We start from the raw sequence: 20528 nt of genomic DNA, 5'->3' as shown, positions 1-20528 counted from the left end.
CTGGATGAGCGATGCGACGCAACAAGTGGAACACGAACGCCTGGGCAGCGCCTGGCAAGGCGTGCCGGTTCCCGGCTATCCGGAAAGCGCGCCGGAAGGCGCCACCCTCGACCTGCTGCTGAACGCCTGGCTGGGCAAGTTCACGGGCGGCATTTCGCCGGCAGCGCTGGGCAACGCGTATGCCGACTGGCTCAGCCACCTGGCGCTGGCGCCATCGAAGCAGAAAACGCTGCTGCAGGAAGCGTGGAAGAAGATCGGCCGCTGGCAGCAATATGCCTGGCAATCGGCCCTGACCGGCGGCGCCGCCGAGCCGCCGTGCATCGCGCCGCTGCCGCAGGACCGGCGCTTCGACGACCCGGCCTGGCAACGCTGGCCCTACAATCTCGTCTACCAGGGCTTCCTGCTGCAGCAGCAGTGGTGGCACCGCGCCACCACGGGCGTGCGCGGCGTCTCGCCGCACCACGAAGACGTCGTCACGTTCACCGTGCGCCAGTGGCTCGACATGCTGGCGCCGTCGAACTTCCTGCTGACCAATCCCGTGGTACAGCAAGCCACCCTCGAGAGCGGCGGCGCCAGCCTGGCGCGCGGCATGGTCCACGCGGCCGACGACTGGCAGCGCGCCGCCATGGGCGCCGGCGCGGCCGGCGAAGCCACGTTCAAGGTGGGCGGGAACGTGGCCGTCACGCCGGGCAAGGTGGTCTACCGCAATGACTTGATCGAATTGATACAGTACGCGCCCGCGACAGAGAGCGTGCATGCCACGCCGCTGCTGTTCGTGCCCGCCTGGATCATGAAGTTCTATATTCTCGACCTGTCGCCGCACAATTCGCTGGTGCGCTACCTGGTGGGGCAAGGCCACACGGTGTTCATGATTTCCTGGAAAAACCCGCAGGAAGAAGACCGCGAGCTGTCGCTGGAAGACTACCGCCAGCTGGGCGTGATGGATGCGCTCGACGCCGTCGCCCGCATCACGGGCGCGCCGCAGGTGCACGCGGCCGGCTACTGCCTGGGCGGCACCCTGCTGGCGATCGCCGCCGCGACGATGGCGCGCGACGGCGATGCGCGCCTGGCCAGCCTCACCATGCTGGCCTCGCAGGTGGACTTCAAGGAGCCGGGCGAACTGTCGCTGTTCATCGACGACAGCCAGGTCAGCTTCCTGGAGGCGGCCATGTGGAAGCAGGGTTACCTCGATACGAAGCAGATGGCGGGCGCCTTCCAGCTGCTGCGCTCGAACGATCTGATCTGGTCGCGCCGCTTGAACCACTACCTGCTGGGACAAGATGAACAGGACAGCGACCTGATGGCCTGGAACGGGGACGCCACGCGCATGCCCTGCCGCATGCATTCGGAATACCTGCGCCGCCTGTTCCTGCACAACGACCTGGCCGAAGGCCGCTACCGCACGGCAGGCCGCCACATCGCCCTGCCCGACATCGATGCACCGATCTTTGCCGTCGGCACCCTGACGGATCACGTGGCGCCGTGGCGCTCCGTCTACAAACTGCAGCTGCTGACCGACACGGACGTCACCTTCCTGCTCACCTCGGGCGGCCACAATGCGGGCGTCGTCTCGCCGCCGGGCCAGCCGCGCCGCAGCTACCAGCTGGCCACGCACCGCCACGACGCGCCCTATGTCGACGCGGACAGCTGGCAGCGCGACGTGCCGCACCATGACGGTTCCTGGTGGCCCGCCTGGCAAGCCTGGCTGGCGCAGCAAGCGGGCGCGCAAGTGGCGCCGCCGGCCATGGGCCCCGACCTGGGCGACGCGCCGGGCAGCTACGTGCTGCAGACCTGACAACTGACAACCGAGGAAACGCCATGCCCTACACCACCCTGCTGGTCCACGTCGACAATTCCCGCCACTGCGCCCGGCGCATCCGCCTGGCCGCGCGCCTGGCCGTCGCCGAAGGGGCGCACCTGATCGGCTCGGCCATGAGCGGCATTTCGCGCTACGCGTATGGCGGCGGCGTCAACGCGCTGCAGTTTGCGCCGGCGCAAATGCAGGCGCTGCGCACCCAGGCCAGCGAAGCCTTGCACGACTTCAAGCGCATCGCGCGCGAGGAAGGCCTGGGCGCCTACGAAACGCGCTTCGTCGACGACGACGCGCAAGGCGCGCTGCTGCTGCAGGCGCGCTATTGCGATTTGCTGATCCTGGGCCAGACGGATGCGCAGGATACGCCGTCGCGCGTCATCGCCGGCACGGCCGAATACCTGATGCTCCATTGCGGCCGGCCCGTGCTGATGGTGCCGCACGCGCCCTCCGCCGCGCCGGCCGGCACCGCGCAGCATCCGCTGCTGGCCTGGAACGGCAGCGCCGAAGCGCTGCGCGCCATCACCGATGCGCTGCCGCTGCTGCAAGGGGCGCGGCAAGTCACCCTGGCCGTCGTCAATTCGCACGCCCAGCCGGCCGCGCACGGCGAACAGCCGGGCGCCGACCTGGCCCTGTACCTGGCGCGCCACGGCGTCAACGTCGAGGTGCTGCAGCACGACACGCCGCCGGGCCAGGACGTGGGCACGGCCCTGCTGGCCATGGCCGCGCAGCGGCGCTGCGACCTGGTCGTGATGGGCTGCTACGGCCACATGCGCCTGCGCGAAGCGCTGCTGGGCGGCGTCACGCGCACGGTGCTGCAGGACATGACGTTGCCGGTGCTGGTGTCGCACTAGCGCGGCCGGCGGGCCTTCAGCCTTCCTTCACCGGCTCCTCATCCGCGCTTCATGCGCGGCGGCGACACTGCTCATGCCCTTACCCACACCAGGAGTACAGCATGAGCAAGACACACGGCGCCCCCGCGCATTTCCACGCCCGCAGGCACTTTCTGTCGGGAATGACGGCGCTGGCCGGCCTCGCCGCATGCGGCGGCAGTCCGCTGCCGCGCGCATCCGGCGTGACGGACCGGCAGATCGGCGTCGCTCCCGGCGTCAGCCTGCACGTGCGCGACTGGCCATCGGCAAGAGGCGGCAGCGACGACGTGATCGTGCTGCTGGCCGGCCTGGGCGCCAATGCGCATGCGTTCGACAGCCTGGCGCCCGCGCTGGCGCGCCGCCACCGCGTGCTGGCCGTCACGCGGCGCGGCTACGGTTCATCGAGCAAGCCATCGCCCGCCAGCGACGCCAGCTACTCTCCCGCCACCCTCGTGGCCGACCTGCTGGCCGTGCTCGACGCCCTGCGCATCGGGCGCATCATCCTGGCCGGGCATTCCATCGCCGGCAACGAGCTGACCCTGTTCGCCGGCAGCCACCCGCAGCGCGTGCGGGGACTCGCCTACCTGGACACGACCTTCGACTACCTGGCCAGCGGCGGCTATGAAGAACCCGCACCGACGCCCTACGACGAACCGCCGCCCGGCCCGGCCGACCTGGCGTCGCTGGACGCCTCGATCGCCTATGCCAGGCGCATCAACAAGCAATGGTGGCCCGCGCTGGAAGCGAACTGGCGCAATGCGCTGGAAGTGCTGCCCGGCGGCGCCGTGCGGCCGAATACCCCGCCCGCCATCGCCAGGGCCATGGACGTGGCGGCGCACAATTTTTCGCCCGACTACCGCCGCGTGCGCGCGCCGGCGCTGGTCGTCACCGTCGATCCCGGCACCTTGCGCAACCTGTTTCCATGGCTGCTGCAAGCCGATCCCGCCACCCGGGCCGCCGCGCAGGAAGTACTCGACTTTATCCGGCCCCTGCGCCTGGCCGACGGCGAGCGCCTGGCCGCCGCCCTGCCCGGCAGCAGCCACCTGGTGATGCGCAACGGCTTCCACAGCGATTTCTTCATCGAATACGAGAGCACGGTGGTCGACGCCATCGAGGCGATGCGCTGGGAAGGTCTACAATAGGCGTGCAGCCAGCCGCCGCGCAGTGCCTCCTCGCATACGGCGCGGTCTTCTCCGTTTCCCTTGTCCCAAGGAGTTCCGCATGAGCAAGCAAGCCACCATCGTCCTCGTCCACGGTTTCTGGGGCGGCGCCGCCCACTGGAGCCGCGTCATCGTCGAATTGCGGCGCCACGGCCACACGGCCATCCGCGCCGTCGAACTGCCCTTGACGTCGCTGGCCGACGACGCCGAGCGCACGCGCAAGATGGTGGCGCAGGTCGATGGTCCGGTGTTGCTGGTGGGACACTCCTACGGCGGCGCCGTCATCAGCGTGGCCGGCAATGCGCCGAATGTGGCGGGCCTCGTGTACATCGCCGCCTTTGCCCCCGACGCGGGCGAAAGCCCGGGCAGCATCACGCAGGAACACCCGCCCCTGGGCGCGGCCAGCCTGGAAGGCGACAGCGACGGCTACCTGTGGGTCAAGCCCGAGCAATACCATGACAGCTTTTGCCAGGACCTCGACGCGGAAGAAGGCGCCGTGCTGGGCGTGGTGCAGAAAGCGCCGCTGGCCAGCACCTTCGGCGACACCGTCAGCGACCCGGCCTGGAAACATAAGCCCAGCTGGTACCAGATGTCCAGCGCCGACCGCATGATTTCCCCCGTCAACCAGGAGCGTATGGCGGCGCGCCTGCAGGCGCGCAAAGTCATCACCCTGAACGCCAGCCACGCGTCGCTGGCCTCGCGCCCCGTGGAAGTGGCGGCGCTGATACTGGAGGCGGCGGGCGCGCTGGCCAGCGAGTAAGCCTGCCGGCTACAGCCAGCCTTCGCGCTTCAGGCGGCGGTGCAGCCAGTAGCAGCCGGCGATGATGACGACGATCACGGCCGGATAGCTGCCGCGCCACTTCAGTTCCGGCATGAACTCGAAGTTCATGCCGTACAGGCTGAAGACCATGGTGGGCACGGCCAGGATGGCGGCCCAGGCGGCCAGGCGCTTGACGACCTCGTTCTGGCGGATCGAAATTTGCCCCAGCGCCACCTGCATGGCCGAATTGACCAGCTCGCGCATCTGCCCCGCCGTATGCGTGACCCGTTTCACGTGGTCGAGAATATCGCGGTAATAGATGCGGTTTTCCTTGGGCACGATATCGCCATGGAAACGGATCAGCTGGGTGCAGATGTCATGCAGGGGGTTGACGGCCGCGTCGAGCTTCAGCAGCTCCGTCTTGAGCTGGTAGAAATCCTGCAGCTTGTCCTCGCTCAAACTGGGCTTGAACAGCTGCAGTTCATGGTGCTGGAAGCGGGCCTGCAGATGGTCGATGCAGGGCTGGTACTGGTCGACGATGAAATCGATGATGGAATACAGCACGTAGCCAGGGCCGCTGGCCAGCTTTTCGGGCACGCTTTCCTTGCGCTCACGCAACTTCGCATAGCCGGCCGAGGCGCCGTGGCGCACCGTGATGATGAAGCGGGGGCCGAGAAAGACGTGGGTTTCGCCGTAGACGATGGCCTCGCCGTCCAGGGTGGCCGTGTGCATCACCATGAACAGGGTGTCGCCGTATTCTTCCAGCTTGGGGCGCTCGTGCGCGCCCTGCGCATCCTCGACGGCCAGTTCGTGCAGACCAAACGCCGACTGCAGCGCCTGCATGGCCGTGACATCGGGGCTGGCCAGGCCGATCCAGACGAAACAATCGGGGTCGCCGAGGAAATCGCCCACCTTGTCGATGTCGAAATGGGCGATCTTCCTGCCGTCGCGATATGCTTCGCAATTGACGACGGCGGCGTGGGTACTCAGGTCCATGGTGATTTTCGGCCAAGGGCGGCAATATTGGGGGGCCAGTATAGCGGAAAGCGCATGATTGCCATGCCAATCCGGCTGCCGCATTGACATTCGGGCACGTCAATGTAAAATGAGAACCATTCGCATTTAAGAAGAGCCTGCATGCGCCAGCGGCACGGGACTTCCGCGCCAACCTGGAGTGTGCTGTGACGTATGCCGTATCGCCTGCCGCCGGTTCTCAAAGCCCCGCGTCATTGAGTCAGCTGTATGGCCAGCACCATCCGTGGCTGTTGCGCTGGCTGCGCGGCAAATTATCCTGCACGGACCACGCGGCCGACCTGGCGCAGGATACCTTCGTCAAGCTGCTGGCCACGCCCGGCGAGCGCGCCGTCACCCTGCGCGAGCCGCGCGCCTACCTGACCACCGTGGCGCGCCGCCTGCTGATCGACCATTACCGCCGCCAGTCGCTGGAGCAGGCATGGCTGGCCACCCTGGCGCAGCTGCCCGCCCCCGTCACGCCGTCGGCGGAAGACCGCTTGCTGATCCTGGAAACCCTGCACCAGATCGACGCCATGCTCGACGGCCTGGGGGCGAAAGTGCGCACGGCCTTCCTGCTGTCGCAGCTGGAAGGCATGGCGTATGCGGACATCGCCGCGCGCCTGAAGGTGAGCGAGCGCACCGTCAAGCGCTACATGGTGCAGGCGTTCGAACAATGCATCCTGCTGCTGGCCTGACATGAGCGTAACCCTCGATGCGCGCGCCGCGCGCGAAGCGGCGCACTGGATGATGCGCCTGCAAGGCGGCGAACTCGACGCTGCCGCGCAACAAGGGCTGGCCCGCTGGCGCGCCGCCCACCCCGACCATGAAACGGCGTGGCAGCGGGCCGAGCAAGTGTGCCGCACCTTCGGCATGCTGCCCCCGCCGCTGGCCATGCCCTTGTCCAGGCAAGTGCTGGACCGCCCGGCCGGCACACAGCGCCGCGCCATCCTGAAGACCCTGGCCGTGCTGATCGTCGCCGGGCCGGCTGGCTGGGCCATGCTGCGCGTGGCGCCATGGCAGGCATGGACGGCCGACCTGCGCACGGCCACGGGAGACATCCGCCATTTCCCCCTGGCCGACGGCAGCGGCCTGAGCCTGAACACGGCCAGCGCCGCCGACGTCGCCTTCGGCGCGTCCCTGCGCCTGATACACCTGCGCGGCGGAGAGATACACGTGGCGACCAGCCCCGATGCCCTCGGGCGTCCCTTCATCGTGCGCACCAGCAACGGCAGCATCCGCGCCCTCGGCACGCGCTTCACGGTGCGCCAGGAAGACAGCCTGTTCGGCGCGCGCACCCGCGTGGCCGTCACGCAGGGCGCCGTCGAAGTACGGCCCGCGGAAGGCAATCCCGTCATCGTTCCAGCGGGCTGGCAAGCCAGTTTCGACGAGGCGGCGGCCAGCGCGCCGCGGCCGCTGGCGCCGCATGCGTCCGCGTGGACCAAGGGATTGCTGTACGCGGACGACACGCCGCTGGCCGACGTGCTGGCGCAACTGGGCCGCTACCGCCACGGCGTGGTGCGCTGCGACCCTGCCGTGGCGCGGCTGCGCGTGTCGGGCGTGTACCAATTGCATGATACGGATCAACTATTGTCACTATTGCAAGCATCGCTGCCCATCCGCGTGCTGCGCCACAGCCGTTGGTGGATTTCCGTCGGGCCCGCATAAAAATTTTTGAGAACAATGTCCCTTTCCGTCATGTGCCCCGTCAATCCACACAGGACCAACACATGAACGAAGGGAAACAAGCAATGAAGCACTACCGCCACACCAGCATCACCCTGGCCCTGCTGGGCAGCCTGGCCTTGACCGCGCCCGCATCCGCCCAGCAGCAAGCGCTGCAGGCGCCCGCGCGCCACTACCAGGTGGCCGCCGGCCCCCTCGGTGCCGTCCTGTCCGCCTTTGCGGCCGACGCCGGCGTCAGCATTTCCGGCGCCGCCGGCCTGTATGCGGGCTTGAACAGCCGCGGCTTGAACGGCGACTACCAGGTGGCCGACGGTTTCGCCCGCCTGCTCGACGGCAGCGGCTTATACGCTGTCGACCAGGGCGGCGGCCACTACGCCGTGCGCAGGCTGCCCTCGGCGGCCGAGGCAAGCACCCTGCCCGGCATCGCCGTGCGCGCCACGGCCGAACGCAGCACGAGTACGGAAGGCACGGGCTCGTACACGACGCCGGCCACGGCCAGCGCCACGGGCCTGGTGCTGTCCTTGCGCGAGACGCCGCAATCGGTCAGCGTCATCACGCGCCAGCGCATGGACGACCAGGACTTGCTGACGGTGCGCGACGTGCTGCGCAACACGCCCGGCATCGCCGTCAACCAGTTCGACACGGAACGCAGCACCTTTTCCGCGCGCGGCTTCGACGTCGACAATTTCCAGTACGACGGCGTGCCCACCACCTATAAGGTGCAGTATTCGGGCGGCGAATCGGAAATGGATTCGCTGATCTACGACCGCGTGGAAGTGACGCGGGGCGCCACGGGCTTGCTGACGGGCGCCGGCTACCCGTCCGCCTCGATCAATCTGGTGCGCAAGCGGGCCAGCGCCAGGCAATTCGAGGGGCAATGGTCGCTGGCGGCCGGCTCCTGGAGCGATTACCGTGGCACCGTCGACCTGGCCGCGCCGCTGAACGCGGACGGCTCCGTGCGCGGCCGCGTGGCCGGCGCCTGGCAGGACCGCAAGTCGTTTACCAATGGCTATTCGAACCAGCGCCAGCTCGTCTACGCCACCGCCGAGGCGGACCTGGCGCCCGGCACCGTCGTCATGATGGGCGCCAGCTACCAGAAGAACGACCCGAAAGGCAGCAACTGGGGCGGCTTCCCCCTGTGGTACAGCGACGGCACGCGCACCAATTTCGACCGTTCCGTCACCACGGCGCCCCGCTGGGCCGCCTGGGCCACGGAACAGACCAACGTGCATGCCACCGTGGAACACGCGCTGGGCCAGGGCTGGAAGGCGCAGGCGCAAGCCATGTACAGCAAGCACACGGAAGACACGCCGCTGCTGTTCCTGGCGGAACGGCCCGATAGAATCACGGGCCTGGGCATGCTCGGCTATCCGAACCGCTACATCGGCGCGCGCGACCAGAGCAGCGCCGACGTGAAGCTGTCGGGGCCATTTTCCCTGGGCGGACGCCAGCATGAAGTCATCGTCGGGGCCAACTACACGCTGCAGCACGCCGAGTTCAGCGTCAAGGAAGCGCTCGACCCCGAGCCGATCGGCAATTTCCTCGCCTGGGATGGCAGCTACCCGCAGCCGGCCTGGGGCGAACCCGTGCTGTCGGAAAAATACACGACCAGGCAATATGGCGCGTATGGCGCGGCGCGCCTGAACCTTGCCGACAACACCAAATTGATACTCGGCGGGCGCTTGAGCCGCTGGGACAAGGACCGCATCGGCTTTGACGGCAGCGCCCGCTTTGCCTTCGCCAAGAGCAAATTCGTGCCCTACGCGGGCGTGGTGGTGGACCTGAACGACACCTATTCGATGTATGCCAGCTACACGGACATCTTCCGCCCGCAGGAAAACCAGGACCGCGCGGGCGCCTGGCTGGACCCGCTGACGGGGCAAAGCATGGAAGTGGGCTTGAAGGGAGAACTGGCCGAGGGCCGGGCCAACGGTTCCATCGGCATCTTTGAAATCAAGCAGGACAAGCTGGCCCAGCCGGACGGCGCGCACCGCGTGCCCGGCACCACCACGCAGGCGTATTACGCGGCGCGCGGCGCCACCAGCCGCGGCATCGAGGCGGAATTGTCGGGCCGCCTGGCACCGGGCTGGAACGTGACGGCCAGCGCCAGCCACTTCCGCGCCAGGGACCGCGAGCAGCAGGATATCAATACCCTCTCGCCCCGCTCGACGGCGCGCCTGTTCACCACCTGGAAGGTCAAGCCCGACCTCACCGTGGGCGGCGGCGTCAACTGGCAAAGCAAGTTCTACTTTGACGACGAAGGCCCGAACGGCAAGGAAAGAGTGACGCAGGAAGCCTACAGCACGGTCAGTCTGATGGCCACCTACCAGCTGTCGCGCCAGCTGACGGCACAGCTGAACGTGGAGAATGCGCTGGACAAGAAGTACATCAACATCAACACCTACGCACAAGGCACGTACGGCATGCCGCGCAGCGTGCGGGGAACGTTGACGTACCGGTTCTGATACAAGCTGTACCGGCACAAAACGCCAGGCGAGCGGTGGCAACGGCTGAAAAATGCCGTTGCCGCAACTCGCCTTACTGCGTTCTTTCGTACATCACGCGCACCTCCACCCTGCGGTTCAAGGCATTGCACTGTTCCGTTTCATAGGAGGTAGTACTTGCCTCGACAGGGCATTTCACGCGCGGTTCCCGCGCACCCGCCCCTTCCGAGGTAAATGTCAGGTTCTTTCCCTCCAGCGTAGTTCTGAGCACATTGACAATCGCCTCTGCACGCAACTCCGAAAGACGCTGGTTATCCACGCCTTTTCCAGCAATGCTTCCCGTGAAAGGACGGGCGTCACTGTGACCCCGCACCAGAATGTCACTCGGCGTACCCGATGCCAGAATGGCTGAGGCAAGGGCTTGCAGCCGCGGTTGTGCCGTTGGCAACAATTGCTCGCTGCCAGTCTTGAACAGCAAGTCGTTGGAAAGGTCGAAACAGGGATTGAGCGCAGGCCGGCTCTTGATGATGCGCATCGTGGCCGCGTCCAGACGCAAGGTGGCAACCCTGAGGATGGCCGGTTCAGGGTTGAAAATGCCGGCCTCCGGCTTCGTGCGTACACTGAAACTGACAAGCGACACGCCGCCAACGCCGGTCCACAAGACATCGGCATGATGTACCAGTAATCTCCCCCCGGCGCTCCTGCGGCAGTCAAGGATGGGGCGGCCGACGACTTCCGAGACGCGCTCGATTTCACCGAGCTCGCTCTCGGGCACTTCGATGCTCACGTCGGGAATACGCACACCCAATAGCTGGAAAGCCATATGCACCATCTTCATGAACGGCCCGAAGAACAGCACGAGTATCAGCGGTGCGACGAACACTGCAGCAAGCTGCGCCAATTTGCGCGGCGGCCTCGGCTGCGTACCTGCGACGGTGATACCCGCTTCCGTACCAGCCGTGCCTATAAAAAGGGTAAGAAAACCGGCACAAAAAAAGATCGTGAGCAATAAAAACAAAGAAGGTTGTGCACCGGCGAATGCATACAGCAAGGACAGCAAAAAAAAGAACATCGATATCAGAAAATAGCCAACGCCACGCAGCCCGGCCGGAACGACAAATAGGGCCGGTCGCCCATGGAAGGCGTGACACCTGGAAACCCGCCTTTCCAGCCAGGAAAGCAGCTGGAGCAGCCACACTGCAGACATGGCCCCGAACAACAGGAAGATACAGTACAGAAAACCGAACATCAGTGCCACAAAGATAAAGAACACCACTTCGCCTGGCGTCAGGCTACTGGGGAAGAACCGAATATCAAACAGATAGGTCAGCGTGACGATGGCGCCCACTGCAACGGCCAGTTTATATGTCAAGGTCGTCACGAGATCGAGGATCGCTATTTTCTTGCTCAGCGAATCACTGCTGTACGCTGGGACAGTTGCTGGGCCTGGCGGGGGTCTCGGTATGATCACAGTATCCCCCTCTTGTGGACAACGCGTTTGACTCGCTTGAACAGGCATGCCCATCACGCCTTTGGCAAAGGCGCCAGCGACGGTTCCATCCATACAAGTCTAGTGCGTCGTCACGCCGCTATGCGGCCATTGCAGCGAAGCTTGATGCGGATTAAACAAGGATAATCGGGATTGAACGACCTCGGCGGCCTATACCGTCGAAATCACCGCATTCAGCGCGCGCCGCAATTCCTTCAGCCGGGGCGGCTTGCCCAGCACGCAGTTGACGTGTTCGGGGTAGTCGCTGTCGGCCGCCAGGCGCTGGCCCCAGCCCGTGAGCATGATGATGGGCGTGGCCGGCGAGCACTGGCGCACGGCGCTGGCCACCTTGCGCCCGTCCACGTGGGGCATGCCGAGGTCCGTGATGACCACCGCGAAATGCTCGCCCCTGTCGCAGGCGGCCAGGAAGCAGTCGATGCCGGCCTGGCCGCCGTCGGCGGACACCACGTCGTGGCCGTCGATTTCCAGGATGTCGCGCAGGGACTTGAGCACCATCGGGTCGTCGTCCACCACGAGGATGCGCAGGCGCGGCGGCACGGCGTGGGCCGTGTCGGGCACTTCCTCCCCCTCGCCTTCCGCGCAGGCGGGAAAAGCCAGGCGCACCGCCGTGCCCTGCCCCGGCGCCGTGACGATGTCGATGCCGGCTCCATGGCGCTCCATCATGCCGTACACCATGGCCAGGCCCAGGCCCGTGCCCCGCTCGCCCTTGGTGGTAAAAAACGGTTCCAGGCAGCGGCGGCGCGTATTTTCGTCCATGCCGATGCCCGTGTCTCCCACTTCTACCTGCACCTGCCGTACCCCTGCCTGGCCTGGCGCGCCGATGCAGGCCGTGCGCACAGTCAGGGTGCCGCCTTCCGGCATGGCGTCGACGGCGTTGAAGACCAGGTTCGTCAGCGCTTCGCGGATTTCGCCCACGCTGCCGGGCAGCATGGGCAGGCCGTCCGCCAGCTCCGTGCGCAGCGCAATGACGATGCCGCGCTGCTGCGGCATGTCGCTCCAGCGCGCGCGCGTCAGGTCCAGCACCTGCTGCACCACCAGGTTGGCGTCGATGGGAGACAGCGCCAGCTGCGGTTCGCGCTGGCGGTAGAATTCGCGCATGCGCGCCACCGTGGCGGCCACGTCGTCGATGGCCCGTTCGATGACTTCCAGGCAATGCCGGCCCTGCGGACTGAGATTGGTTTCCGTCTCCAGCAGCGATTCCGTGTACAGGGCCACGGGGGAAATGGCATTGTTGATATCGTGCGCGATGCCGCTGGCCATCTGCCCCAGCGCGCGCAGGCGCTCCTGCTGCATCACAGACTGCTGCGTCTGGCGCAAGTCGTCATACGCGCGCTGCAGCGCGCCGTAGAGCTGCGCCTGGTTGGCGGCCAGCGCCACATGCTCGCTCAGCTGGCTGAGGAATTCGCATTCGCCGCTGGTGAAGCTGTGCGCCGCGCGGCGCGCCACGATCAGGATGCCGAAAACCGTGTTTTCGGCCAGCAGCGGCGCCATGACGAGGGCGCGCAGCCCCCCTTGCGCCAGCCGCTGCGGAAACGGAAACGCCACCTCGGCGATGTCGGCTTCATACACGAGCTTGCCACGCACGCAGCTCGACAAGCCATTTTCATCGATGGGAATGTGCGCGTGTTCGCTCATCATGAACGATAGCGCCAGCGCCTCGCTGCGCACGCCCACGCACGTCACCTGCAGCGCGTGTTCGGGCGGCCGGTACAGGCAGATGCAGCTGAAATCGATGGGCAGCTGCTCTTCCAGGCTGCGCACCACCACCTGGAAGATGCTGCGCAAGTCCTGCCGTTCGCCGATCGAGCGCGTGATCTGCTGCAGCAGGTTCAGGCGCGCGAGCTGCTCATGCACCTTGCGCTCGGCCAGCTGGCGTTCGGCGATCTGCGTTTCCAGGGCGGCATTCGTGTGCGCCAGCTCGTCGCGCGAGACGGTGGTGCGCCGCAGCTTGTCCGTCATGCCGTCGAAGGCGCGCGCCAGGTCGCCGATTTCATTTTTGGTGTGCACGCCGAGCGCAAAATCGAGCTTGCCGGCGCCGACGATCAGGGTGCCCTGGCGCAGCTTTTCCAGCGGTCCCGTGACGCTGGTCATGGTGAAGTAGATCAAACCGGCCACCAGCGCGATGATCATGCCGCCAAACAGCATCACGGCCACGTTGGCCTGCTGCTGCGCCTCCAGCACCCCTTGCCGGCTCAATTCGGACAGCCGCATCGCGTCGGCGATCATGCCCTGCACCTTGCCCATGATCTGGCCGGACAGGCGCGCTTCCAGCTCGCCCAGCACCTCGCGCCGCTGCGGGTCCTGTCCCAGCTCGCGGTGATTCGCGACAAACAGCTCGAACAGCCCGCCCACGCCGGCCAGGTCGCCCTGCAATTCGCGCAGCAGCTTGCGTTCTTCGTCGCCGTTGAAGGCGGGCGTGGCCAGCAGCCCCGTGGACAGCGACTCGCTGCGCAGCTGCCACTGGGCTCGCGTGCGCGCGCCATGGTGCAGCGCATACTCGATCGACAGATAGCGCAGCGAGGTGACGGCTTGCAGGATATCGGCCGCCGCCTTGTTCTTCGCCAGTTCGCGCTGCATCGCCATGGTGGTGGAAAACAGCACGGCGACGATGATGGCCACGAGCACCACGCAAAACAGTTGGGCCAGCTTGAAGCGCGTGACGATTTTCACGGTGGCCCTCTCAATGAATGACCGTCACGGCCGATGGCGCCACGGCTTCCAGGCCGTCCAGGTAGACGGCGTCGAGGAAGTTCGGCATCTCGCCGCGCTCGCCCAGGCGGTTCTTGATGGCCCAGCGCGCCTCGTCTTCCAGCGCCAGCAGCAAGCCCTGGTCGAGCACGATGCCAAACTGATAACCGTGCCAGGCCGCCTGCAGGCGCGCCGCCTCGCCGGCCGACGCCCTGGCAAACAGGGCGCGCGCGGCGTCGGGCTCGTCCTGGCAAAAGCGCGCGCCGGCGATCAGCGCGCGCAGCACCTTGCGCATCGTCGCCGGGTGCGCGCGCACGTAATCGCCCGCGCCGGCCACGTTGAACAGGCCCGCATACACGTCCTCGCCGTAGAAGATGGCCGCCTTGCCCGCGATGGCATGCGTCATCGCCGTCAGGAACGGTTCCCAGCCGGCCGCCGCGTCGACCTCGCCCCGCGCCAGCGCCCCGGCCAGCTGGTCCGGCGCGTAGTTCTGCAAGGTAACTTCCCTGGGCAGCAGCTTCTGGCGGTTCAGAAAAGCATCGAGCGTAAACTGGCCTGACGTGCCCAGGGTCACGCCGATGCGCTTGCCCTTCAGGCTGGCGGGCGTGGACACGCCGCGGTCCAGGCGCCCCACGATGCCGTGGTCGCGCTCGGCCTCGAAAATGCTGGCGATGATGACGACGGACTGGTTTTGCAGGCTGGCCAGCACCACGGGAATATCGGACACGGTGCCCAGGTCGGCCTGGCCCTGCAACACGGCTTCCAGCGAAGCCTTGCCCGACGAATAGGGTTGCAGCCGCGCGCGAATGCCTTCGCGCGCGAAATAGCCCTGCCCGTGCGCGGCCAGCACGGGGCAGCTGCCCACGTATTCCGCATTCACGGCCAGGCGCAGCTCTTCCACGGGGCCGGGCGGCGCGGGACGGGCGTCGAGGCGCCACAGGGCGATGGCGGCCAGCGCCGCCAGCAGCAGTGCGGCCGCCAGCCAGACCGCCCGCCGCGCCGGCGCCTGGCCGCTCATGCGCTGCACTGCGCCGTGGCCGACTCCAGCGCGCTGTTGATCGCCTCGGAAAACGCCACCACGTCGACCGGCTTGGTGAGATAGCGGTAAAAGCCGGCCGCCAGCCCCTGGCGGATATCGCCGGGCCCCGCCACGGCCGTCAGGGCGATGACGGGAATATGCGCGGTGCGGGCATCGGCGCGCAGCAGCTGCATGACTTGCGTGCCGCTGATGTCGGGCAGGTCGATATCCATCAATATCAGCTGCGGCAGGCGGCGGCGCGCCATCTCCAGGCCCGTCTGCCCGTCGCCGGCCGACAGCAGGTCGAGATCGGGGCGAAAATGGATCAGGCCCGCCACCAGGGTCACGTTCAGGGGATTGTCTTCCACATACAACAGCGTCTTGCGCTCCGGCAACGCTATCGGCTCGGCGGGCCGGGCAATGGCGGGCAGGCGCGGGCTTTCCTGCAGCGCCTGGCGCGCCGGGCAACTGGCGATGTCGAGCCAGAAGGTGCTGCCGCGCCCGGGCGTGCTGGCCACGCCCAGCCTGGCCTGCATGGCTTCGGCCAGGCGCTTGCTGACCACCAGCCCCAGGCCCGTGCCCTCCTCGTCGCGCGCATCGCGTCCCAGGCGGTTGAAGGGCTGGAACAGCGCCTCCAGCTGCGCGGCGCTCAACCCGGCGCCCGTGTCGCGCACGGACAGGCGCAGCCGGCGCGCATCGACGGGTTGGCAATCGACATGGATCTCGCCCTGTTCGCGGTTGTACTTGACGGCGTTCGACAGCAGATTGATCAACACCTGCTTGAGGCGCGTGCGGTCGGCCAGCACATGCAGGCCGACCGCTTCCACGAACGTCAGGGTGATGCCGCGCTTGTGCGCCAGCGGTTCCATCATTTGCCAGCATTCGTGGTAGATGCCGGCCAGGTCCACGGGTTCCATCGACAGCGACAAATTGCCCGACTCGATTTTGGCGATGTCGAGGATATCGTTGATCAAGGTCAACAAATGCCGGCCGGCGCCAAAGATATGCGAGGCAAAGGTTTTCTTTTCCTGCGCCGTCGAGGGGATGGAATCGGACGTCAGCATCTGCGAAAAGCCCAGGATGGCGTTGAGCGGCGTGCGCAGCTCGTGGCTCATGCTGGCCAGGAAATTGGTCTTTTCCTGGTTTGCCCGCTCGGCCACCTCGCGCGCCAGCCGCAGATCCTGGTTCATGGCGTCGAGTTCGGCCGTGTGCTGGCGCAGCAGCAGTTCCAGGCGCGCATTGGCGATGCGCAGCTGGCGCGTCTCCAGCGCCCGCGCCAGTATCAGCAGGACGCCCGACACCTTGAACGGCTTGACGACGTAATCGAGCGCACCCGCCTGCATGGCCTGCACGGCCGAGGCGATCGTGCCTTCGCCCGTCATGATGATGCAGGCCAGGTCCGGGTCGATCTTGCGCGCCGCTTCCACCACGGCGATGCCGTTCATGCCCGGCATCATCAGGTCGACCAGCAGCAGGTCGAACGATTCGACGGCCAGCAGGGACAGCGCCGCCTCGCCCGAAGCGAGCCCCGTCGTGTCGTAGGCCTGGCCGCGCAGGGTGTCGCACAGCGCGCGCACGTGCGCCAGCTCGTCATCGACGATCAGTATCCGCGGCGGCATTGACGAGCTGTTCATGCATTCTCCTGGCGGCATGACCTTGCGGGCCGGGAACTTGCCCCGCAACATGCGTTCCGAGCATAGCACCTGGAAATTACCAAAAATACACGCTTTGTCACGCGCCCGCCGGCGCCGGGGTGCTAAGCCATCACGGGCAGCCCCCGCAGCAGCTTGTCCAGGGTCACGGGATAGTCGCGCACCCTCACCCCGGTGGCGTTGTAGACGGCATTGGCGACGGCGGCCGCCACGCCGCAGATGCCCAGCTCGCCCACGCCCTTGGCTTTCATGGGCGAGGACATGGGGTCGGTTTCGTCGAGGAAGATGACGTCCTGGTGCGGGATGTCGGCGTGCACGGGCACTTCGTAGCCGGCCAGGTCGTGGTTGACGAAGAAGCCGCGGCGCCGGTCGACCGCCAGTTCTTCCATCAGGGCCGCGCCCACGCCCATGGTCATGGCGCCGATCACCTGGCTGCGCGCCGCTTTCGGGTTCAAAATGCGGCCCGCCGCGCACACGGCCAGCATGCGCCGCACGCGCACTTCGCCCGTGTCGCCGTCCACGCCCACTTCCACGAAATGCGCGCCGAACGTCGATTGCTGGAATTTCTTGTCGAGGTCGCCGTACTCCATGCGGTCTTCCGCGACGACGTCGCCATGGTAGGCGGCGGCAGCGAGCGGCACGCTGCGATCGCCCTCGCTCACTTGCCCATCGGAAAAGCGCGCTTGATTTTCGTCAAAGCCCAGCTTGGCCGCGATGGCCTGGCGCAGGCGCACGCAAGCCGCATACACACCGGCCGTGGCACTGTTGCCGCCCCACTGCCCGCCCGAACCGGCCGAGACGGGAAAATCCGAGTCGCCCAGGCGCACGACGACACGGTTCAAGGTCACGCCCAGCATTTCCGCCGCCGTCTGCGCGATGATGGTGTAGCTGCCCGTGCCGATGTCCGTCATGTCGGTCTCGACGGTCACGACGCCGTTGCCATCGAGGCGCACGCGGGCGGCCGACTGCATGACGAGGTTGTTGCGGAAAGCGGCCGCCACGCCCATGCCCACCAGCCAGCGGCCGTCGCGCCGCATGCCCGGCTGCGCTGCTCTCTCCTTCCAGCCGAATTCCACGGCGCCCGTGCGCAGGCAGTCGATCAGGCGGCGCTGGGAAAACGGCCGGCCCGGCTTTTCCGGGTCCACTTTCGTGTCGTTCAGGATGCGCAAGACGATGGGATCCATTTTCAATTTCTCCGCCAGCTCGTCCATGGCGATTTCCAGCGCCATCAGCCCCGGCGCCTCGCCCGGCGCGCGCATGGCGTTGCCTTCCGGCAAGTCGAGCACGGCCAGGCGCATGGCCGTCATGCGGTTGGCGCCCGCGTACAGCAGGCGCGTCTGCATCACGGCCGTTTCCGGCTGGCCGCCCTTCAGGTCGCCCGACCACGATTCGTGGCCGATGGCCGTGATCTTGCCGTCGCGCGTGGCGCCGAGGCGCAGGCGCTGGATGGTGGCGGGCCGGTGCGTCGTGTTGTTGAACATCAGGGGCCGGGTCAGGGCCACCTTCACGGGGCGCTGCGCCGCGCGCGCGCCCAGCGCCGCCAGCAAGGCTTCGGCGCGCACGAACAGCTTGCCGCCGAAGCCGCCGCCGATGTAGGGCGAGACGATGCGCACCTTGTCCTTTGGCAGCCCCAGGGTGCGGGCCAGGTCGCCCCGGCCCCAGTCCACCATCTGGTTCGCCGTCCAGACCGTCAATTTATCGCCCTCCCAGGCGGCAATCGAGGCGTGCGGCTCCATCATGGCGTGCGACTGGTCTGGCGTCGTGTAGGTCGCGTCCAGGCGCACGGGGGCAGCGGCAAAGGCGCCGACGAAATTGCCCGTCTTGCTGTCGGGCTTGCCGTCCTTCGGTTTGGCAGCGCTGCCTTTGGCCTTGGCCAGGTCGAAAGCGCCCGGCTGCTCGATATACTTGACGTCAAGCAACTGCGCGGCCGAGCGCGCCTGCTCGAACGTTTCCGCCACCACCAGCGCGATGGCCTGGTGATAATGCTCGATATCCGGCCCGCCGAGCAGCTTCGCCGTGTTCATCTTGCCTTTTGTTAATTTCCCGGCCGAATCCGCCGTCACCACGGCCAGCACGCCGGGCGCCCGGCGCGCCGCGCTGGTATCGATGGCAGCGATGCGCCCCCTGGCGATGGCCGCGCCGACGACGTAACCGTAGGCGGCATGCGGCGCGGCCTTGTTCTGTTCATACGCGTACGGCGCCGTGCCTGTGGTTTTCAGGGGGCCGTCGATGCGGTCCGTGGGCCGGCCCACGACTTTCAGCTGGTCGATGGGATTGGTGGTCGCGGGTGTCGTGAATTTCATGGCCCTAGCCTTTCTTCGCTGGTGCTTGCGCCAGTACGGACGCCACGGTGCGCTGCGCCAGCATCAGCTTGAAGCCGTTGTCGGCAGTGGGATGGGCGCCGGCCAGCAGGCGCTCGCTGACGGCGGCCGCGCCATTCGGCATCGCCTGCTCGGCGCCAGAAATTCTCCACGGTTGCGGCGCGACGCCGCCCAGGGCCAGCCTGCCCGTGCCATCGGGCAAGATGATGGCCGCCACGGACACCAGCGCGAACGCGTACGAGGCGCGGTCGCGCACCTTGCGGTAGACCTGCGTGCCGCCCACGGGCGGGGGCAAGGTCACGCTGGTGATCAGCTCGCCAGCCTGCAGCGCCGTTTCCAGTTGCGGCGTGCTGCCCGGCAAGCGGTAAAAGTCGGCGATGGGGATGCTGCGCGTGCTGCCGTCGGCCCGCACCGTGTCGATGCCGGCGTCGAGCACGCGCATGGCCACGGCCATGTCGCTCGGGTGCGTGGTGATGCACGCCTCGCTGCCGCCCAAAATCGCCAGCGGCCGGCTGTAGCCGCCGATGGCCGAGCAGCCGCTGCCCGGCACGCGCTTGTTGCAGGCCTGGTTCGTGTCATAAAAATACGGGCAGCGCGTGCGCTGCAGCAAGTTGCCGGCCGTCGTCGCCTTGTTGCGCAGTTGCGCGGAAGCCCCCGCCAGCAAGGCGCGCGACAGCACGGCATAGTCGCGGCGTACCGTGGCGTGGGCTGCCAGGGCCGTATTGCGCACGAGGGCGCCGATGCGCAAGCCGCCGTCCTTCGTCGCCTCCACCTTGTCCAGCGCGAGGCCATTGACGTCGATCAAATGCGTGGGCGTTTCGATTTCCAGTTTCATCAGATCGAGCAGATTCGTGCCGCCGGCGATGAAACGGGCGCCCGGCGTGCTCAAGGCGGCCTGCGCCGCTTCGGCCGGCGTGGCGGGCTTCTGGTAGCTGAAGACTCTCATGCGGGCCTCCCCGCCACCTCGGTGATGGCTTCGATGATGTTGGAATACGCGCCGCAGCGGCACAGGTTGCCGCTCATGCGTTCGCGCAATTCTTCCGGCGTCACCGAGGGGAGCGCGTTCAAGTCAAGGCTGACGTGGCTGGGGATGCCCTGGCGGATCTCGGCCAGCGCGGCGACGGCCGAACAGATCTGCCCCGGCGTACAATAGCCGCATTGATAGCCGTCATGCGCGATGAAGGCGGCCTGCATCGGGTGCAGTTTCTCCGGCGTGCCCAGCCCCTCGATGGTGGTGACCCTGGCGCCGTCATGCATCACGGCAAGAGTGAGGCAGGCATTGATGCGCTGGCCGTCGAGCATGACGGTGCAGCCGCCGCACTGGCCGTGGTCGCAGCCTTTCTTGGTCCCCGTCAATTGCAAATGTTCGCGCAAGGCGTCGAGCAAGGTGGTGCGCGTGTCGAGTTCCAGGCTGCGGCGCCGGCCGTTGATGTCCAGGTTGACTTTCATCAACACCGGCGGCGGCGAAACACTGGCCGTGTTGACCGCTTGCGCCGCTCCCGCCACGCCGGGCACCGCCGCGGCCGTGGCCGACAGCGCGCCGGCGATCAGCACGCCGCGCCTGCCGGCATTGATAGGATTAATCTCTGTCATGTC

General features: G+C 66.9%; 15 protein-coding genes. 7 read left to right on the top strand and 8 right to left on the bottom strand.

Going from position 1 to position 20528, the window contains the following annotated elements; translation table 11 throughout:
* The first annotated feature begins 4 nt into the window (after positions 1–4).
* The 4 genes from BZG29_RS13765 (at position 5) to BZG29_RS13750 (ending at position 4602) form a co-directional block, all read left to right on the top strand.
* The gene (locus BZG29_RS13765; RefSeq protein WP_077403632.1) at positions 5–1795 is read left to right on the top strand and encodes an alpha/beta fold hydrolase; all 1791 of its coding nucleotides are present in this window, start codon (positions 5–7) and stop codon (positions 1793–1795) included.
* 23 nt (positions 1796–1818) lie between these two features.
* Positions 1819–2664, top strand: coding sequence for a universal stress protein (locus BZG29_RS13760; RefSeq protein ID WP_077403629.1), 846 nt, complete (start codon positions 1819–1821; stop codon positions 2662–2664).
* 101 nt (positions 2665–2765) lie between these two features.
* Positions 2766–3824 carry an alpha/beta hydrolase gene (locus BZG29_RS13755; protein ID WP_077403626.1) on the top strand — a complete coding sequence of 353 codons (1059 nt, stop codon included), beginning with the start codon at positions 2766–2768 and terminating at the stop codon, positions 3822–3824.
* Between the two features lie 79 nt (positions 3825–3903).
* Positions 3904–4602 (top strand): alpha/beta hydrolase, encoded by a 699-nt coding sequence (locus tag BZG29_RS13750; protein WP_077403623.1) that lies wholly within the window; start codon positions 3904–3906, stop codon positions 4600–4602.
* Positions 4603–4611: 9 nt separating this feature from the next.
* On the opposite strand, the gene BZG29_RS13745 is transcribed toward BZG29_RS13750, so the two are convergent.
* Entirely contained in the window at positions 4612–5598 is a 987-nt protein-coding gene (locus tag BZG29_RS13745; protein WP_077403620.1) for a magnesium and cobalt transport protein CorA, read from the bottom strand.
* A 185-nt stretch (positions 5599–5783) separates the two neighbouring features.
* Between BZG29_RS13745 and BZG29_RS13740 the strand changes: the two genes are divergently transcribed.
* The 3 genes from BZG29_RS13740 to BZG29_RS13730 all read left to right on the top strand — a co-directional run bounded on the left by BZG29_RS13740 (position 5784) and on the right by BZG29_RS13730 (position 9764).
* Entirely contained in the window at positions 5784–6311 is a 528-nt protein-coding gene (locus BZG29_RS13740) for a sigma-70 family RNA polymerase sigma factor (RefSeq protein ID WP_077403617.1), read from the top strand.
* Between the two features lies 1 nt (position 6312).
* On the top strand, positions 6313–7281 hold the full coding sequence (locus tag BZG29_RS13735) for a FecR domain-containing protein (protein ID WP_077403614.1): 969 nt from the start codon (positions 6313–6315) through the stop codon (positions 7279–7281).
* 62 nt (positions 7282–7343) lie between these two features.
* Positions 7344–9764: a TonB-dependent receptor gene (locus tag BZG29_RS13730; RefSeq protein WP_253192874.1), complete on the top strand. Its 2421-nt coding sequence runs from the start codon at positions 7344–7346 to the stop codon at positions 9762–9764.
* Positions 9765–9837: 73 nt separating this feature from the next.
* Here the strand turns inward: BZG29_RS13730 and BZG29_RS13725 are convergent, their stop codons facing one another.
* From BZG29_RS13725 to paoA, 7 genes are all read right to left on the bottom strand, one after another.
* Entirely contained in the window at positions 9838–11115 is a 1278-nt protein-coding gene (locus tag BZG29_RS13725; RefSeq protein WP_171985009.1) for an OmpA family protein, read from the bottom strand.
* Positions 11116–11403: 288 nt separating this feature from the next.
* Entirely contained in the window at positions 11404–13923 is a 2520-nt protein-coding gene (locus BZG29_RS13720; protein ID WP_077403604.1) for an ATP-binding protein, read from the bottom strand.
* Between the two features lie 10 nt (positions 13924–13933).
* Positions 13934–14959, bottom strand: coding sequence for an ABC transporter substrate-binding protein (locus BZG29_RS13715; RefSeq protein ID WP_077403601.1), 1026 nt, complete (start codon positions 14957–14959; stop codon positions 13934–13936).
* Positions 14956–16593, bottom strand: coding sequence for a response regulator (locus BZG29_RS13710; RefSeq protein ID WP_253192873.1), 1638 nt, complete (start codon positions 16591–16593; stop codon positions 14956–14958). Before BZG29_RS13710 ends, BZG29_RS13715 begins: the two co-directional genes overlap by 4 nt.
* Positions 16594–16715: 122 nt before the next feature.
* The gene (paoC, locus tag BZG29_RS13705; protein ID WP_077403598.1) at positions 16716–18914 is read right to left on the bottom strand and encodes an aldehyde oxidoreductase molybdenum-binding subunit PaoC; all 2199 of its coding nucleotides are present in this window, start codon (positions 18912–18914) and stop codon (positions 16716–16718) included.
* A 4-nt stretch (positions 18915–18918) separates the two neighbouring features.
* Positions 18919–19878, bottom strand: coding sequence for a xanthine dehydrogenase family protein subunit M (locus tag BZG29_RS13700; RefSeq protein WP_077403596.1), 960 nt, complete (start codon positions 19876–19878; stop codon positions 18919–18921).
* The gene (gene paoA / locus BZG29_RS13695) at positions 19875–20525 is read right to left on the bottom strand and encodes an aldehyde dehydrogenase iron-sulfur subunit PaoA (RefSeq protein WP_077403593.1); all 651 of its coding nucleotides are present in this window, start codon (positions 20523–20525) and stop codon (positions 19875–19877) included. Before paoA ends, BZG29_RS13700 begins: the two co-directional genes overlap by 4 nt.
* Positions 20526–20528 lie beyond the last annotated feature (3 nt).

Origin of the sequence: Janthinobacterium sp. LM6 (assembly GCF_002002885.1) — a bacterium.
Taxonomy (GTDB): domain Bacteria; phylum Pseudomonadota; class Gammaproteobacteria; order Burkholderiales; family Burkholderiaceae_D; genus Janthinobacterium; species Janthinobacterium kumbetense.
This window is presented reverse-complemented; position numbering and strand designations above follow the sequence as displayed.